13 protein-coding genes and 1 tRNA gene are annotated in these 16,896 nt (G+C 71.8%); 5 read left to right on the forward strand and 9 right to left on the reverse strand.

Going from position 1 to position 16,896, the window contains the following annotated elements; genetic code table 11:
- Positions 1 to 187 precede the first annotated feature (187 nt).
- The 3 genes from C6Y14_RS28440 to pgsA are packed head-to-tail and all read right to left on the reverse strand — an operon-like array spanning position 188 to position 3,089.
- The gene (locus C6Y14_RS28440; protein ID WP_107019706.1) at positions 188 to 1,360 is read right to left on the reverse strand and encodes a glycosyltransferase family 4 protein; all 1,173 of its coding nucleotides are present in this window, start codon (positions 1,358 to 1,360) and stop codon (positions 188 to 190) included.
- Positions 1,357 to 2,358: a phosphatidylinositol mannoside acyltransferase gene (locus tag C6Y14_RS28445; protein WP_225891329.1), complete on the reverse strand. Its 1,002-nt coding sequence runs from the start codon at positions 2,356 to 2,358 to the stop codon at positions 1,357 to 1,359. The genes C6Y14_RS28440 and C6Y14_RS28445 overlap by 4 nt, the downstream gene beginning before the upstream one ends.
- The gene (gene pgsA / locus C6Y14_RS28450) at positions 2,355 to 3,089 is read right to left on the reverse strand and encodes a phosphatidylinositol phosphate synthase (protein ID WP_225891330.1); all 735 of its coding nucleotides are present in this window, start codon (positions 3,087 to 3,089) and stop codon (positions 2,355 to 2,357) included. Before pgsA ends, C6Y14_RS28445 begins: the two co-directional genes overlap by 4 nt.
- A gap of 282 nt (positions 3,090 to 3,371) precedes the next feature.
- Between pgsA and C6Y14_RS28455 the strand changes: the two genes are divergently transcribed.
- Both C6Y14_RS28455 and C6Y14_RS28460 read left to right on the forward strand, forming a co-directional pair.
- On the forward strand, positions 3,372 to 5,570 hold the full coding sequence (locus C6Y14_RS28455) for an elongation factor G-like protein EF-G2 (RefSeq protein ID WP_107019707.1): 2,199 nt from the start codon (positions 3,372 to 3,374) through the stop codon (positions 5,568 to 5,570).
- Between the two features lie 167 nt (positions 5,571 to 5,737).
- Positions 5,738 to 7,399, forward strand: a complete 1,662-nt coding sequence (locus C6Y14_RS28460) for a hypothetical protein (RefSeq protein WP_107019873.1) — start codon at positions 5,738 to 5,740, stop codon at positions 7,397 to 7,399.
- Positions 7,400 to 7,435: 36 nt separating this feature from the next.
- Here C6Y14_RS28460 and C6Y14_RS28465 read toward each other — a convergent pair whose 3' ends face one another.
- Entirely contained in the window at positions 7,436 to 7,996 is a 561-nt protein-coding gene (locus C6Y14_RS28465) for an HIT family protein (RefSeq protein ID WP_107019708.1), read from the reverse strand.
- A 67-nt stretch (positions 7,997 to 8,063) separates the two neighbouring features.
- Between C6Y14_RS28465 and C6Y14_RS28470 the strand changes: the two genes are divergently transcribed.
- Positions 8,064 to 8,720 carry a potassium channel family protein gene (locus C6Y14_RS28470; RefSeq protein ID WP_107019709.1) on the forward strand — a complete coding sequence of 219 codons (657 nt, stop codon included), beginning with the start codon at positions 8,064 to 8,066 and terminating at the stop codon, positions 8,718 to 8,720.
- A 44-nt stretch (positions 8,721 to 8,764) separates the two neighbouring features.
- Here C6Y14_RS28470 and thrS read toward each other — a convergent pair whose 3' ends face one another.
- The 3 genes from thrS to C6Y14_RS28485 all read right to left on the reverse strand — a co-directional run bounded on the left by thrS (position 8,765) and on the right by C6Y14_RS28485 (position 12,696).
- Positions 8,765 to 10,741: a threonine--tRNA ligase gene (thrS, locus tag C6Y14_RS28475; protein ID WP_107019710.1), complete on the reverse strand. Its 1,977-nt coding sequence runs from the start codon at positions 10,739 to 10,741 to the stop codon at positions 8,765 to 8,767.
- A gap of 168 nt (positions 10,742 to 10,909) precedes the next feature.
- Positions 10,910 to 12,133 (reverse strand): hypothetical protein, encoded by a 1,224-nt coding sequence (locus C6Y14_RS28480; RefSeq protein ID WP_107019711.1) that lies wholly within the window; start codon positions 12,131 to 12,133, stop codon positions 10,910 to 10,912.
- On the reverse strand, positions 12,130 to 12,696 hold the full coding sequence (locus C6Y14_RS28485) for a DUF4365 domain-containing protein (protein ID WP_107019874.1): 567 nt from the start codon (positions 12,694 to 12,696) through the stop codon (positions 12,130 to 12,132). Before C6Y14_RS28485 ends, C6Y14_RS28480 begins: the two co-directional genes overlap by 4 nt.
- 168 nt (positions 12,697 to 12,864) lie before the next feature.
- Between C6Y14_RS28485 and C6Y14_RS28490 the strand changes: the two genes are divergently transcribed.
- On the forward strand, positions 12,865 to 13,593 hold the full coding sequence (locus tag C6Y14_RS28490) for a 3'-5' exonuclease (protein WP_107019712.1): 729 nt from the start codon (positions 12,865 to 12,867) through the stop codon (positions 13,591 to 13,593).
- A gap of 64 nt (positions 13,594 to 13,657) precedes the next feature.
- Here the strand turns inward: C6Y14_RS28490 and C6Y14_RS28495 are convergent.
- Together C6Y14_RS28495 and C6Y14_RS28500 are read right to left on the reverse strand one after the other, a co-directional pair.
- Positions 13,658 to 13,729 (reverse strand) — tRNA-Val (locus tag C6Y14_RS28495).
- A 39-nt stretch (positions 13,730 to 13,768) separates the two neighbouring features.
- The gene (locus C6Y14_RS28500; RefSeq protein WP_107019875.1) at positions 13,769 to 14,290 is read right to left on the reverse strand and encodes an SRPBCC family protein; all 522 of its coding nucleotides are present in this window, start codon (positions 14,288 to 14,290) and stop codon (positions 13,769 to 13,771) included.
- Between the two features lie 118 nt (positions 14,291 to 14,408).
- On the opposite strand from C6Y14_RS28500, the gene C6Y14_RS28505 reads away from it, so the two are divergent.
- Positions 14,409 to 16,850: an SCO7613 C-terminal domain-containing membrane protein gene (locus C6Y14_RS28505; protein WP_404828843.1), complete on the forward strand. Its 2,442-nt coding sequence runs from the start codon at positions 14,409 to 14,411 to the stop codon at positions 16,848 to 16,850.
- Positions 16,851 to 16,896: the final 46 nt, after the last annotated feature.

A 16,896-nucleotide genomic window follows, 5' to 3' on the forward strand; every position in this document is an offset into this window, starting at 1 on the left:
CGATGGCGCCTGCGGCGCTCGTTCCACCCCGGGTACGGCCCGGTGGGGGCCGATCGCGCAGTTCCCCGCGCCCCTGAGAGACCGGCTGCGCCGTGCCTCTCGTTTTTCAGCCCGTCCGGCGTTTGAGGACGAGGCCGTTCAGGCCGATGCGGGGGTCTGGGGGCGCAGCCCCCAGGGACGGTGCCTGTCAGTCCCGGGCCAGGCCGAAGCGGGCCAGCAGACCGCCCGGCTCCGCCGGTTCGTCCGCTGCCGCGACCGCCGCCGCCCCGTCCGTGACGGTCTCGTACACGGACAGGATGTCCGCGCCGACCGTCGACCAGTCGAAGCGCCGCACATGCGCGCTCCCCCGCTCACGCAGTTCCGCGCGCCGCGCCGGATCGCCGAGGAGCCGTACCGCCGACGCGGCCAGCGCGTCCGCGTCCTCGTTGGTGAACAGTTCACCCGCCGCGCCCTGGTCCAGGACCTGCGCGAACGCGTCGAGGTCGGAGGCGAGCACGGGCGCGCCCGCCGACATCGCCTCGACCAGGATGATCCCGAAGCTCTCGCCGCCGGTGTTGGGCGCCACGTACACGTCGACACTGCGCAGGAACCGCGCCTTGTCCTCGTCGCTGACCATGCCGAGGAACTCGACGCGCGGGCGCAGTTCCGCCGGAAGCTTCTCGACCGCTTCCTTCTCGTCACCGCGCCCGGCGACCAGCAGCCGGGTCTCCGGCCGCTCGGCGAGGATCTTCGGCAGCGCCTTCATGAGGACCGGCAGGCCCTTGCGGGGCTCGTCGATGCGGCCCACGAAGCCGATCGTGCCGCCCTGCCACTCGGGGTTGGGCTGGGCCTTCGCGAAGTAGTCCACGTCGACGCCGTTCGGGATGACCACGGCGTCGCCGCCCAGGTGCTCGACGAGCGTGCGCCGGGCGTACTCGCTCACCGCGATCCGCGCGCTGATCTTCTCCAGGGCGGGCTGCAGGATCGGGTACGCGGCGATCATGGCTCGGGAGCGCGGGTTCGACGTGTGGAAGGTGGCGACGATCGGTCCCTGGGCCGCCCAGCAGGCCAGCAGGCCGAGGGAGGGCGAGGCCGGCTCGTGGATGTGGATCACGTCGAACGTGCCGTCGTGCAGCCAGCGGCGCACCCGCGCGGCCGACAGGAACCCGAAGTTCAGGCGCGCGACCGAGCCGTTGTACGGCACCGGGACGGCACGGCCCGCCGAGACGACGTACGGCGGGAGCGGTGTCTCGTCGTCGGCGGGCGCGAGGACGGACACATGGTGCCCGAGGGCGATGAGGTGGTCCGCCAGGTCGCGGATGTGGAACTGGACTCCTCCGGGGACGTCCCAGGAGTACGGGCAGACGATGCCGATCCTCATGGCCGCTCCCCCGGCCGGACCTGCTCGTCGTCGCGTGCCGCTCCGGACGGGCGTGCTCCGCCGGACGGCCCCGGGATCGGCTCCGCCGCGGTCGTCCCCGGGCGGGGTTCAAGGTCGGCGAGCCACAAGCGTTGCAGCATGTGCCAGTCCTCCGGATGGTCGGCGATCCCCGTGGCGAAGGCGTCGGCCAGCGCCTGCGTCATGACAGACGTCTTCTCGGCCCGTGTACCTGACTCCGGTACGTCGACGGGGGGATGGACCCGGCCACGCATCACGGGCGAGTCGTCGTACCACAGGGTCACCGGCAGCAGCAGCGCGCCGGTCTGCTGGGCGAGCAGCGCGGGGCCCGCGGGCATCCGGGTGGTGTCGCCGAAGAAGGAGACCTCGACCCCGGAGGCGGACAGGTCGCGTTCGGCGACCAGGCAGACCAGGCCGCCGTCGCGCAGCCGCCGGGCCAGCGTGCCGAACGCGGTGCCGCCGCTGTGCGGCAGCACCTCCATGCCGAGGCCCTCGCGGTACGCCACGAACCGGTCGTACAGCTTCTCCGGCTTGAGGCGTTCGGCGACCGTCGTGAACGGCGTCTCCAGCCTGGTGGTGACCCAGGCGCCCGCGAGGTCCCAGTTGCCGAGGTGCGGCAGCGCGAGGATGACGCCCTTGCCCGCCGCGAGCCCCTCGGTCAGATGGTGGAGGTCCTTCGGCTCGAAACCGCTCCTGATGCGCTCCTTGCTCCACGCGGGCAGCCGGAACGACTCCATCCAGTAGCGCAGGTACGAGCGCATGCCGGCGCGGGACAGCTCCGCGAGGCGTTCCGGACTTGCGTCGGGCAGCACGCGCGCGTAGTTCGACTCCAGCCGCAGTACGCCCTTGCCGCGCCGCTTCCAGGTGAGGTCGGCGATGGTCCGGCCCAGGCGCACGGCCACCGGCTCGGGAAGCTTCTTGACGGCTCCCCAGCCCGCGGCGTACGCACCGTAGGTCAGCTGGTCCCGCAGACCGCTCACGAGGTGGCCCCGCTGTTGCGCGAAGCGTTCCCCGGGGTGTTCCCCGGAGTGCCTTCCGGCGTGCTTCCCGGCGTGTTCCCGGGCGGGGCGGCGACCGCCGCGTCGGCCTCGGCGGCCTCGCGACGCACCGTGACGACGCGCTGGACGAGGGTGACAACACTGCCCACGGCGACGATCCACAGCGCGATCGGCAGCAGTACGTCGATGCCGGGCACGCCGAAGGTCTTGTGGAAGCCCGCGAGGCCGGCCGCGACCAGCGAGATCACCAGGCGTTCGGCGCGCTCGACGAGGCCGTTGACGGCGACGGGCAGACCGATCGACTCACCCCGGGCCTTGGTGTACGACACCACCTGACCGCTGGCCAGGCAGAAGATCGACACGGCGCACAGGACGTTGTCGTCGCCGTTGCCCGCGTACCAGAGGGCGAAGCCGCCGAAGATCGCGCTGTCGGCCACCCGGTCGAGCGTCGAGTCGAGGAAGGCGCCCCAGCGGCTGGAGCGGCCCAGTTGGCGTGCCATGTTGCCGTCGACCAGGTCCGAGAACACGAAGAGCGTGATGACGATCGTGCCCCAGAAGAGCTCTCCCCGGGGGTAGAAGACCAGCGCGCCCGCCACCACTCCGGCCGTGCCCAGGAGGGTGACCGTGTCGGGGCTCACCCCCCGGCGGATGAGAAACGCGGCGAACGGTGTGAGGACACGCGTAAAGAATGCACGCGCGTACTTGTTCAGCATGGCCTTCCCGACGGTCGGTGTGGCCGGGCGGCCCTGCTGGCCACCGGCTGGCCCATCGTAGCCACGCGTGCGCGTGTGCGACGGTCGGGCACCCGCGCCCCGGGTCACGTCCTGGTGACATCCGGGGGCCCGGCAGGGGGGCGGCGCGATCGCGTCCGTTGTATGGACGCACCGTGACGCGAGTGCAAAGCTCGATGGCACCGCGGGCGTCATCGGAGCCGCCATTCGCGGATCCGCCGGCCCGCGCCCCCAGTGACCTCACCGTGCACGGGAGGCAATTCCATGGGCGACAAGGCGAACGCACACCCCGGAGCCGCCGGCAGGGCTACGGCGGCCGACCACCCCGCGTCCGTACGGAATGTGGTGCTGGTCGGCCACAGCGGTTCGGGCAAGACGACTCTGGTGGAGGCTCTCGCGCTGACCGCGGGAGCGGTGAACAGGGCGGGCCGTGTGGAGGACGGCGGCACCGTCTCCGACTACGACGAGATCGAGCACCGGCAGCAGCGTTCGGTGCAGCTCTCCCTGGTCCCGGTCGACTGGGACGGATACAAGATAAATGTGCTGGACACTCCCGGTTACGCCGATTTCGTCGGCGAGCTGAGGGCCGGTCTGCGAGCGGCGGACGCGGCACTTTTCGTCGTCTCGGCCTCGGACGGCGTGGACGGCTCGACGCGCATGGTGTGGGAGGAGTGCGCGGCGGTCGGCATGCCGAGAGCCATCGTGGTGACACATCTGGAGTCGGCGCGGGCCGACTTCGACGAGATGACCCGGATCTGCGCGGACGCCTTCGGCGGGGACGACCCCGACGCCGTACTGCCGCTGTACCTGCCGCTGCACGGCTCCCAGGGACCCGACGGACACGTTCCGGTGACGGGGCTGATCGGGCTGCTGTCGCAGCGGCTGTTCGACTACTCGTCCGGGGAGCGCAAGGAGTCCGAGCCGGGTCCCGAGCAGATGCCGCTCATAGAGGCGGCCCGCAACCGGCTGATCGAGGGAATCATCTCGGAGAGCGAGGACGAGACCCTCATGGACCGCTATCTCAGCGGTGCGGAGATCGACTTCCGGACACTCGTGGAGGACCTGGAACGCGCCGTCGCACGCGGGGTCTTCCATCCGGTGCTGGCCGCCGCGCCCGCAGCCGAGGGCGCCCGGCAGGGTCTTGGCACGGTGGAACTGCTCGAACTGATCACCGGCGGTTTCCCGACGCCGCTGGAGCGCGAGGCCCCGACGGTCACCACCCCGGACGGCAGGGCCCGCCGCGTCAAGGCCTGCGACCCGGACGGGCCGCTGGTCGCCGAGGTGGTGAAGACCGCCTCCGACCCGTACGTCGGCCGGGTCTCGATGGTGCGGGTCTTCTCCGGGACCCTGCGCCCGGACGAGACGGTGCACGTCTCCGGGCACGGGCTCGCCGACCGCGGGCACGAGGACCACGACGTGGACGAACGCATCGGCGCCCTGTCCGCGCCCTTCGGCAAGCAGCAGCGCGCCCTCACGCACGCGATCGCGGGCGATCTGGCCTGTGTGGCCAAGCTGAACCGCGCCGAGACCGGTGACACCCTTTCGGCCAAGGACGACCCGCTCCTGATGGAGCCGTGGGAGATGCCCGACCCCCTGCTGCCGCTCGCGATCCAGGCGCACAGCAAGGCCGACGAGGACAAGCTCTCGCAGGGCCTGGGCCGGCTGGTCGCCGAGGACCCCACGATGCGCCTGGAACAGAACCAGAACACCCACCAGGTCGTCCTGTGGTGCCTGGGCGAGGCCCACGCGGACGTCGCCCTGGAACGGCTGCGCAACCGGTACGGCGTCCAGGTCGACGTCGTACCGCACAAGGTGTCCCTGCGGGAGACGTTCGCCGCCAGGTCGGCCGGGCGCGGGCGGCATGTGAAGCAGTCCGGCGGGCACGGGCAGTACGCGATCTGCGAGATCGAGGTGGAGCCGCTGCCCGGCGGCTCCGGCATCGAGTTCGTCGACAAGGTGGTGGGCGGTGCCGTGCCCCGGCAGTTCATCCCCTCCGTGGAGAAGGGAGTGCGCGCCCAGGCCGCCAGGGGCGTGACCACGGGGTATCCCCTCATCGACGTACGGATCACGCTGACCGACGGCAAGGCGCACTCCGTGGACTCCTCGGACGCGGCGTTCCAGACCGCCGGCGCGCTCGCCCTGCGGGAGGCCGCGACCGACGCGCGGATCCATCTCCTGGAGCCGGTCGCCGAGGTGACGGTCCTGGTGGGCGACGAATACGTCGGGGCCGTGATGAGCGATCTGTCGGGCCGCCGCGGCCGGGTCGTCGGCACCGAGCAGGCGCCGGGCGGCCGGACCCTCGTACGGGCCGAGGTCCCGGAGATCGAGATCGGGCGGTACGCCGTCGATCTGCGCTCCCTGTCGCACGGCACCGCGCGTTTCAACCGCGCCTACGCCCGGCACGAGCCCATGCCGCCGCAGTTGACCGACAGGATCCGCGAACAGGCGCAGGGCGCTCATTAGTTGATCTCCCCTTCGATCGGCGGGCGGCTGCGGCCGTCCGCCGACGAATGTCGGTCCCTGGCGATACGCTGAGCACCTGATCAAGACGATGACCTGATCAACAGGTGTGCGGAGCACCGAAGTCGGGAATGCCGCAGCAGCGGGGCAAGGCGGCGATGGGGGCGGTAATGGCGGACGACGCATTCGATTTCAGGCCGGGAGCACAGGTTCCGCTCTCGGGTTCCGCGGGACAGACGGCGGCGACGTTCGCGCTCGCCTCCGCGGCCTATCGGGACAGTCCCGTCGAAGCGATCCTCGACGCCAACAGCGAGTGGCACCAGTCGAAGGTCTCACCGGGACAGAAGTGGGCGTCGATCTTCAAGCCGAACCTGGGCGAGGCCTTCGCCCGGGCGGTACAGCTCCGGATGCTGGGCGGCGGTCGCGGTGCGCTCATCCAGTCCTTCGGTACGGAGCCGCAGGTGGTCGTCGAGCACTGCCTGGCGGCGAACCGCATCCGCAAGGAGCGGGACAGCTGGCTCACCGCCGTGATGGTGCTGACCGGCCTGATCTTCCTGCCCGGTCTGCTCCTGTGGCTGCTGGTCTTCCAGATCCGCCGCTCGGTCGCCAAGGCCGAGGACAAGCGGGCCGGCGTCCTCGCCACGACGATCCTGATCGGGGTGGGCGGCCTGGCGGTCCTCTTCCTGCTGAAGATGCCGTTCAGCGGCTTCTGGGCCTGGTATGCCCGCGCCGCGATCGTCGCGCCCGTCCTCGGCTGGGTCTGGGCGAAGCAGATCTGCGAGCGCACGGCCCGCGATCTGCGGGAGCGCTGGAGCAGCCTGCTCGCGGGCGGCGGCATCGGCGCCAAGATCCCCGAGGCCGTCCCCGGCAGCCCCGGCGAGACGGCGGCCGAGCGGCTGCGCCAGGGCCTGGCCCGGCTGAGCGCCGAGCAGCAGTCCAACTCGGTCTTCTACGCGGGCCCCAAGGGAATACTGGGCATGGGTACGCGCTGGGGCACCTGGCAGCTCGCCGAGGACCTGGTGTCGGCGGACTCCAGCAAGGAGATCCATCCGTTCCGCAGCTGGGACGTCATCCGGTCGATCCACGACCAGCTGCGCATGCTGGAGCGCGGCCCGCTCAACACCGGCGGTTTCCCGGCGCCTTCGATAAAGCACTGGGTGGTCACACCGATCAACGAGAACGCCGGCTCGGTCTCCCGCCCCGGCGGCACCGACGTGGACGCGTACCAGGTCAAGACGCACAAAATACAGGAGATCTGCAACAAGCAGCAGTTCGGCAGCGGTGACCGTCACTACCTCGGGGTCCAGTGGACACTCTGGGACGGCCAGTTGATCATCACGATGCTGATCACCGTGACCGTGCTGCACGAGACACTGCGCATCGAGGTCACCGGACACGCCCTGGGGCCCGTGCACTCGCTGTTCACCAGCGGGCCCGCCGCCAAGACGAAGACGGTCCCGAAGACCGTCAGGTTCTGGGAGACCAAGACGCAGAAGCTGCCGCTGGTCGACGCCGACGAGGTCGTACGGCTCGCGGTGCGCGCGCCGTTCACCTGGTATCCGCCGATCCTCGACCACCTCGGCGGCAAGCTGACCCTGCCGGAGCCCTTCGGCCTGCGCCACGCCTGGGCGGCCAAGCCCTGGCGGCACCGCTTCATGGCGGACGACGCCCTGCGCGCGGCGACCCCCGTGCTGCGGGTGGTGCACGCGGCAGCGATCCGGGTGCTGAACGACAACGGCGTGGACACGACGAAGTTCGCGGGCCGCTCGTCGGCCCTCAGCGGGGCCGTCCAGGAGGTCTCACCGAGGAAGGCGGACCTGTACGACGCGTAGGCGTCCACGCCGGGTGGACTTGCGGGAGGCCGGGCCTCAGACCGACGGCCAGGCCTCCGCGAGCATCTTCCGGGTGTCCGCGAGGAGTTGCGGCAGCACCCGGGTGTGCCCGACGACCGGCATGAAGTTCGTGTCCCCGCCCCAGCGGGGCACGATGTGCTGATGCAGGTGCGCGGCGATCCCGGCCCCCGCCACCGAACCCTGGTTCATGCCGATGTTGAAGCCGTGCGCGCCGGACGCGGTCCGCAGCGCGGTCATCGCCTGCTTGGTCAGCTCGCCGAGTTCGGCGGTCTCCGGGACGGTCAGATCGGTGTAGTCCGCGACATGCCGGTAGGGCACGACCATCAGATGGCCGCCGTTGTACGGGTACAGGTTGAGCACCGCGTAGACCTGCTCGCCGCGCTTGATGACGAGGCCGTCCTCGTCGGATTTCGCCGGAATCGAGCAGAAGGGACAGCCGTCGCCGGCCCCGGGACCGGTCGGCTTGTTCTCACCCTGGATGTAGGCCATCCGGTGGGGCGTCCACAGGCGCTGGAACGCGTCCTGTGTGCCGACTCCGATCTGCTGCTCCGGCTCACTCGTCATGAGGTGAAGCATATGGCTTCGCCCGTTCGCGGCGTGTCGCCGGGTACCGCGCGAAAGGGCCCGCCGCCAAGCTGAGGTGATGGACGACGACACCCGCACGACCCGCTGGGAGCGCCGCACCGAGCTGCCGCTCGTCGTCGCCTCGGTGCTCTTCTTCGTCTCGTACGCGATTCGGGTCCTGGGCCACGGGCTGCCCGAGCCGTGGCCGAGCGCCTGTGTCGCGGCGATGCTGGCGGCCTGGGCCGTGTTCGCCGTCGACTACGCCGTGCGGTGGCGGCTGAGCGGCCAGGGGCCCCGGTTCGTCCGCAGGCACTGGCTGGACACGGTCGTCCTGGTGCTGCCGCTGCTGCGCCCGCTGCGCGTGGTGAAGGTCTACGAAGCCGTGCAGCGCCGGCGCGGGCGGCCCCGGCTGGCCCTGCACGCCCGCGTGATCACGTACGCGGGTCTGGCCGTGTCCCTCCTCGGCTTCGCGGGCGCGCTCGCCGTGTACCAGCAGGAGCGCACGGCACCGGACGCGACGATCCACACCTTCGGCGACGCGGTGTGGTGGACCTGCGCGACGCTGGCGACCGTGGGGTACGGCGATGTGGCTCCCGTGACGCCGGTGGGGCGGGTGGTCGCGGTGGGGCTGATGGCCTGCGGGCTCGCCCTGCTGGGCGCGGTGACGGGGTCGTTCTCGTCGTGGCTGCTCCAGGTCTTCGCCGACGAGGGCAACGAGAAGCCCCCGGGCGGCTGAGCCGGCCGGGGGCCTGTCGTCGCGCGCCCTAGCGCGCGGGGGCCTCAGATCTGCACCCGCTCCTCGACGACCTTCGCGATCTTCGCGATGGCCTCGTCGAGCGGGATGCCGTTCTCCTGGGAGCCGTCGCGGTAGCGGAAGGAGACGGCACCGGCGGCCATGTCCTCGTCGCCCGCGATGACCATGAAGGGCACCTTCTGCTTCTGCGCGTTGCGGATCTTCTTCTGCATACGGTCGGAGGACGAGTCGACCTCGACGCGCAGCCCCTTCTTCTTCGCCTCGGCGGCGAACTTGTGCAGGTAGTCGATGTGCGCGTCGCCGATCGGGATGCCGACCGCCTGGACGGGCGCCAGCCACGCCGGGAACGCGCCCGCGTAGTGTTCGAGGAGGACCGCGAAGAAGCGCTCGATCGACCCGAACAGCGCACGGTGGATCATGACCGGCCGCTGCTTGGAGCCGTCGGGGCTGGTGTACTCCAGGTCGAACCGCTCCGGCAGGTTGAAGTCGAGCTGCACGGTCGACATCTGCCAGGTCCGGCCGATCGCGTCCTTGGTCTGGACGGAGATCTTCGGCCCGTAGAACGCGGCGCCGCCCGGGTCCGGGACGAGCGGCAGGCCCTGCTTCTCGGCCACCTGCCGCAGTGTCTCGGTGGCCTCCTCCCACACCTCGTCCGAGCCGACGAACTTCTCCGGGTCCTTGGTGGACAGCTCCAGGTAGAAGTCGGTCAGGCCGTAGTCGCGCAGCAGGCCGAGGACGAAGGTGAGCGTCTTGTCGAGCTCCTCCGCCATCTGCTCCTTGGTGCAGTAGATGTGCGCGTCGTCCTGGGTGAAGCCCCGGGCACGGGTCAGGCCGTGCACGACGCCCGACTTCTCGTAGCGGTACACGGTCCCGAACTCGAAGAGGCGCAGCGGCAGTTCGCGGTAGGAGCGGCCGCGCGCGTCGAAGATCAGGTTGTGCATCGGGCAGTTCATGGGCTTGAGGTAGTAGTCCACGCCCTCGTCGAGCTGCATGGGCGGGTACATGCCGTCGGCGTACCAGTCCAGGTGGCCCGAGGTCTCGAAGAGCTTCCCCTTGGTGGCGTGCGGGGTGTAGACGAACTCGTACCCCTCCTCCTCGTGGCGGCGCCGCGAGTAGTCCTCCATGACGCGGCGGATGATGCCGCCCTTGGGGTGGAAGACCGCGAGGCCCGAGCCGATCTGCTCCGGGATGGAGAACAGGTCGAGTTCGCTGCCGAGCTTGCGGTGGTCGCGCTTCTCGGCCTCGGCGAGGAACTCCAGGTGCGCCTTGAGCTCGTCCTTGGTGGGCCAGGCGGTGCCGTAGATGCGCTGGAGCATCGGGTTCTTCTCGCTGCCGCGCCAGTAGGCCGCCGCGTTGCGCATCAGCTTGAACGCCGGGATGTTCCGGGTGGTGGGCAGGTGGGGACCGCGGCAGAGGTCCTTCCAGCACAGGTCGCCGGTCTTGGCGTCGAGGTTGTCGTAGATGGTCAGCTCGCCGGCGCCCACCTCGACGTCCGCCCCGTCGTCGCTCGAAGCGGCACCCTTGAGGCCGATGAGCTCCAGCTTGTACGGCTCGTCGGCCAGCTCCTCGCGGGCGGCCTCGTCGGTGACGACGCGGCGGGAGAAGCGCTGGCCGCGCTTCTGGATCTCCTGCATCTTCTTCTCGACGGCCTTGAGGTCCTCCGGGGTGAAGGGCCTGGCCACGTCGAAGTCGTAGTAGAAGCCGTCCTTGACCGGCGGGCCGATGCCCAGCTTGGCCTCGGGGAACAGCTCCTGCACGGCCTGGGCCATCACGTGCGCGGTGGAGTGGCGCAGGATGTCGAGGCCGTCCTTGGAGGAGATCTCGACGCTCTCGACGGTCTCGCCGTCCTTCACCTCGTACGCGAGGTCCTTCAGCTCGCCCGCCACGCGCGCGGCGACGATGGTGCGCTCACCGGCGAAGAGCTCGGCCGCCGTAGTCCCCGTCGTCACCACGCGCTCTTCCCGCTCGGAATCGCGTTGGATGATCACACGGACGTCTGACACCGGACTCTCCTACCTGAAGGGAACGCACTTTCTCTCACGTGCGTAATGGAGAGGATCGTACCGAGCCGGGGGCGCCCACCGCGAAACGGTTAACCACCGCACCCGTCCGCCCTGCCCCACGGCGGCCATCGCACACCCCGGTGGAGCGCGCCGGCCCCGCCCCCGACCTCAGTCCTCCGTGCACGCCTCCTCGAAGAAGTCGAGGTTCTCCTGGAGCGACTTCATCAGGCGGTCGCGTTCCGCCTCGTCCACCTGGACCGGGGTCACCCCGGACGCGCCGGTCAGCCGCCGGAATCCGCCGCGGCTCTCCAGGCGGCCGTGCACCCGCACCGGAAGTCCGACGAGGTGGGCCTGCCCGGCGATCCGGTACGACTCCTCGTCGAGGGTCATCCGGACGTGCGGCACCTCGGCGCCCGCGATGACCTTCAGCCGTACCGTGCCGTCGCCGCGCGGCCCCGACCTGCGCATCCGCACCACGGCCCCGGTGACGCGCACGGGCACGGACGGTTCCTCGCGCCGGTAGCGGGCTCCCGCCGCACGCAGCGCGGGCAGGTCCCCGGGCGAGAACTCGACGGGTTCCGCGGATGCCGCGCAGCCCTCGGGTACTCCGGCGGCGGGCGCCCACTCCACGGCGACCCTGGCACCCTCCGTGCCCCGCACCAGCGCGACGAGCGCCTCCGTCAGCTCATGGCTCACCCCCGCCTCGACCGCCCCGTCGAACGCGTCCATGCCACCGGTGGCACGCCGGTAGTCGATCGCCTCACGGGCCGCGTACAGCGCCTGGTGGAGTTGGACGGCGAGCGGGCGGCCGGTGGCGACCGGCACGAAGGCGGTGAGGCGGCGGCCCCCGGGAGCGGCTCCGACCAGCACGTTCTCCAGGGAGGCGGCGGCGGGCCTGCGGTGCCGGGCGCCGTGGTAGCCGGCCCGCCCGCGGGTGGCGAGGGCGCCCGCGAGGAGGGTCTGCCGCGCCGCCGTGCGCATCTGTTCCTCGACCGTCCACGGCGACGTGCCGACCGGGCCCGCCGGCACGTCGCGCCACCAGTGGATCTCGTCGCTGGGCACGGCGAGGCCGACCAGGACGTCACGGGCGGACGGCGAACCGCTGCGCGACAGCGCGACGAGGGCCTCCCCCAGCAGGTCCTCGCTGTCCGGGAACGCCCGGCTCTCCGGCACGAGCAGACTGGTGCCGGATCCGCCGGGCCCCGGTGGGGTCCAGCGGCCGTACCGGCCGGGCGCTCCGCCGCGGCGCCGCCAGCCGTGCCGGAGCAGCAGCGCGCCGAGGACGGCCGGATCGACCTCGTCGGGCCGCGGCGGCTGGTCCCACAGCCCCGGCGGCTCGACGGGGTGGGGCCTGACGGGGCGTAGGGGCTCGTCGAAGGGGCGGTGCGTCACGGTATGCCTCCCGTACCGACCCGCGTCATGATCTCGCAGAGCGCCCTGTCGTCGAAGACGCGCGTGGTCGGTATCCGCACGGTGGTCCTGCGCCGGCCGGTGATCCGGTGTCCGGCGAGGTTGATCCAGTAGCAGCAGTGCCGCAGGTCGAGGCCTTCGTGGCCGGCACGCAGCCAGTCGTCCTGCGATCTGGGCACCAGCATCACGACCAGTATTTTGTGCACCGAGACCGGGGTCCGGGCCAGCTTCTCCAGGTGGGCGTTGTCGAGCGTGAAGGAGAAGGCGGCACCCGGCGGGTTCGGCGGGATCTGGTACGTGCACTTGAGCTGCACCTTGATGGTGACTTCGTCGTCGACCGTGTGCCCGGGGGCGCTGTGGCTGACGTGCCAGTCGATGCCGTTGTCCGGAAAGGGCTGGGACAGGGAGCAGCCCGAGGCGGCCGCCACCGCGTGCAGATAGCCGACCTGCAGTGTCTCCATGCATGCGGTGGTGGCCAGTGAGCCGCGATGGGGTGCCGTCCGCCGGGGCAGCAGCCCGCCCTGCTCGGGCTGCGCGAGCGCCATGTCCAACAGCCTTCCGAATCCGGTGAATCCCCGTGACGAGTCGCTGAACTGCAAAGACCCGTACCTCTGTTGTCTCCTTCCGGCGTACGGCGCAAACAGCCCGGGTATCACAAATAGGGCAGGGGACGGCGCGTCAACTGCCGAAGGTGAACGAGGAGTTGTGTGCGTATGACGTGCTGGTACGAAGGACCCCTGACCGCTTTCGACACGGAGACGACCGGTGTCGACGTGGAGACCGACCGGATCGTGTCGGCGGCCGTCGTCGTCCAGGACGCTCCCGGCAGCCGGCCGCGCGTGCGTCGCTGGCTGGTGAATCCGGGGGTGCCGGTGCCCGAGGGCGCCACGGCGGTGCACGGGCTGACGGACGAACATCTGCGGCGCAGCGGCCGCTGGCCGTCGCCCGTCATGGACGAGATAGTCAGGGAGCTGGCCGAGCAGAGCGCGGCGGGACGGCCGCTCGTGGTGATGAACGCGCCCTTCGATCTGACGCTCCTGGACCGGGAGTTGCGCAGGCACCGGGCGTCCTCGCTGGACCACTGGTTCGAGTCCGTGCCGCTGCGCGTCCTCGATCCGCGGGTCCTCGACAAGTATCTGGACCGCTACCGCAAGGGCCGCCGCACGCTGACGGACCTGTGCGCGCACTACGAGGTGGAGCTGCAGGGCGCCCACGAGGCGGCGGCCGACGCACTGGCCTCCCTGGAGGTCGTACGGGCGATCGGGCGGCGGTTCGCCACCCGTATGGAGCGGCTCACACCGGCGGAACTGCACACGCTGCAGGGCGGCTGGCACGCGGCGCAGGCCCGCGGCCTGCAGGCATGGTTCGCCCGCAGCGGCTCGGACGAGCTGGTCGACCAGTCCTGGCCCCTGCGTCCCGAACTCCCGGCGGAGGCCGCCTGAGCGCCGCGATGGAGCGGGACCATGCAAAAAGCCGGTCCGTCTGTGACGGACCGGCCTTTCCCGGTGGGCGATACTGGGTTCGAACCAGTGACCTCTTCGGTGTGAACGAAGCGCTCTCCCACTGAGCTAATCGCCCGGGAACGCACCGAACAATACAGGTCTCCGTACGTTTCCTTCAAACCGCTTCGCGGTTCCCCCGGAGGTGTGCGGCGAGCCCTCGCCGCCCCGCCCGCATCATCAGCGCGTGATTGGCACGGAAGACGGGCCGCCCCGGCACCGCGAACCGCCGCAGCAGCGGTTTGGTCACGTGCACCTCCTGGTCGTAACGGGCGCGGGTGACCGGCCCGCCACCCGGCCCGTCGTCCGATGCGTCGTCCGATCCGTCGTCCGATCCGTCGTCCGATCCGTCGGCTGCGGCGACGGTCCACCGCGCCCAGCCGTCCACGTCACCCGTCATCGCGATCTCCAGAACGCCGGCCGCCCGGTCGCGCCGGACCTCCCTGGCGGTGAACACGAGGTCGTACGGCAGCACCGAGCGGATCCGGATGACACCGCTGACGTCGTCGAAGGGCGTCACCTCGCGCACCTGCGGCCACCAGAGCGGATAGCGCTCGGCGTCGGCCAGCGCGCCGAAGACGTCGTCGAGCGGGGCGGCGAGGATCCAGAGGCTGCGGAAGCGGTAGTGCGTCCAGTCCATGTCCATGGGTCTCATGAGCGGGGTATGCCCGCCGGCAGCGCACCCATGAACGGATCTGAGTACGTCCTGAGTACGTGCGCTCATGCCGTGGGACGTGACCCGGACCACACTCCAAGGCATGACGAACATTCCGCCGCCGGCCGAGGAGTTGCGGATCCTCGACCACGAGCTGTGGCAACTGGACGCCCGCAGGGCCCAGTTGCTGGCCCGCCGGATCTGGCTGCTCAACGTGCTCAGGGCGGCCGGGCCCCAGACGGCCCCGGCCCCTGCCCCGGGCACCTGGCCGCCGCGCGGGCCCCGGCCCCCGCGCCCCGAGGCCACGGCACCCGGTGTGCAGAACGTGCTCCTCGTGCTCGGCGGGGTCCTGCTGACCATCGCGGCCATCGCGTTCACGCTGGTCAGCTGGGGCGACATGGGCATCGCCGGACGGGCGGCGGTCCTCGGCGCGGTCACCGCGGGCGCGCTCGCCGCGCCCGTGCCGCTGCTGAAGCGCGGCCTCCGCTCGACGGCGGAATCGGTGGCGGGCCTCGGCCTCGCCCTGACGGTGCTCGACGCCTACGCCCTGCACGAGGTCTCCCTCGCCGCGGTGGACGGCACCGGCTACGCGGCAGCGGCGACGGCGCTGCTGGCCGCGCTGTGGACGGCGTACGGCCGTGTGCTCGGCGATCTGCGACTGCCGCTCCCGGCAGCCGTGGCGGCGGCCCAACTCCCGCTGCTGCTCTGGGCCGCGGCGGCCGGCGCGGGCGACCACGCCATCACGACGGCACTTCTGGTGACGGCCGCGTCGGACACGGCGCTGGTGCTCTCCGCCCCGGTGCGCTCCATCCGGTCCGTACGGGTCGTCGGCGCCGTCGGCGCGTACGGGACGGGCGCCTTCGGTGTCCTGGCGGCCGGTGTTCTCACCTGGGACGCCCCCGGTCCGAGCGCCGCCGCCCGTGCGGCGGCGCTCCTCGCCCTCGCCGCGGCGATCGCGCTCGGGGCCGCGTGGCGTGCCCCCGAGGCGCGGGCCGCTCTCGGTCTGGCGTCGGCCGGCGGCCTGATCGCCGTCGCCGCGGCGGGCGGCGTGCTGCGTACGGTCCTGCCCGACGCGTGGACGGTCCCGGCCTGCCTGGCCTGCGCGATCGCCCTGCTGTCGGTACGCGGCGCCTGGCTGCCCGGAACCGTACGCCGTGGCCTGTTCCTGTCCTCCGCGACGGTGCAGGCGCTCGCCGTGGCCGGGACCCTGCCCCTCGTCGTCCTGGCCCTGTTCGGCCCGGCCGGCTGGGCCGCACACGCCTGGTCCGGCGCGCCGTCGGACGCCCGCGACGCGGTGACGGTCTCCGCGCCGTGGATGTCCGGCTCGGAAAGCGCTCCGCTGGTGCTGGTGGCGGTGGCGGGGGTGCTGGCCCTGACGTTCCGCAGCGGCGCGCTCCGCGACCTCGCTCGGGGTGGGGCACTGCTCCTGGCCTGGTGCGCGACCCTGCTCCTCCCCGCGATCACGCAACTCCCCTACGCGGCGGCCCTCCTGACGCACGGCGCCGTCACCGTGACACTGCTGGCGGCAGCCGCGCACATGCCAACGACCGTCGACCAGTCCTCGACAGACCCCCGACGCGCGGCTCTGCTCCCGACCACCGCGCTCTGCCTCGCGCTCCTCGGCTCACTGCACCTCGTGGCCCTCTCCCTGGCCTCCGAAGCGGCGACGCTCGCGGTACTCGGAAGCCTGACCGCGGTCTTCGCGGCGGCAGCGGCCCGGTGGAAGGGGACGAGCATCCGGGCCGTCACGACCGCGGCCTCCCTCGCGTACGCCACGGCGCTCGCCTGTGCCACGGGCGCGTCCCTCGGCTGGCAGCCGCAGCACGTCGCGCTGCTCGTCCTGGTGGTGCCGGCCGCTGCCGCGGTGCTCGCGCCCCGGCTCGGCGATCGCGTGACGACGCTGTCCGCCGAGATCACGGGAGCCGTCGCGGGACTGCTGGCGATCGGCCTCGCGACCGCCGAACCTCCCTTCCTCTCCCTGGTCCTGGCCCTGTGCGGCGTGATCGCCGCGGGCACGGCCCTGCGCGAGGACCGCAGGCAGGTCGGCCATGCGGCGACCGCGCTGTTCGTGCTGGCCGCCTGGGTGCGGCTGGCGGCCTGGGAGGTCGGCGCCCCGGAGGCGTACACGCTGCCGGTGACCGTGCCCGCGCTGCTTCTCGGGTACGCCCGCAGGAGCCGTGACGCGGAAGCCTCGTCCTGGACGGCGTACGGGCCCGGCCTCTCGGTGACGCTGCTGCCGAGCCTCCTGGCCGTGTGGGGCGACGCGGACTGGCTGCGCCCGCTGCTGCTGGGTTCCGCGGCGCTCGCCGTCACCCTCCTCGGCGTCCGGCACCGGCTCCGGGCCCCGCTGGTCCTGGGCGGCGGCACGCTGGTCCTGGTCGCCCTCCACGAACTGGCCCCGTACCTCGCCCAGGCCATGGGCGCGGTCCCCCGCTGGGCCCCGCCCGCCCTGGCCGGCGTCCTGCTCCTGACCCTGGGCGCCACGTACGAACACCGCCTACGGGACGCACGGCGGGTCAGGGACATCCTGGGCCGGATGCGCTGACGCCACCGCCTGAACGGGGCCGCCCCACTCCGGTGGGCCGCCCCAC

The sequence above is a fragment of the Streptomyces dioscori genome (assembly GCF_003024195.1).
Taxonomy (GTDB): Bacteria; Actinomycetota; Actinomycetes; order Streptomycetales; family Streptomycetaceae; genus Streptomyces; species Streptomyces dioscori.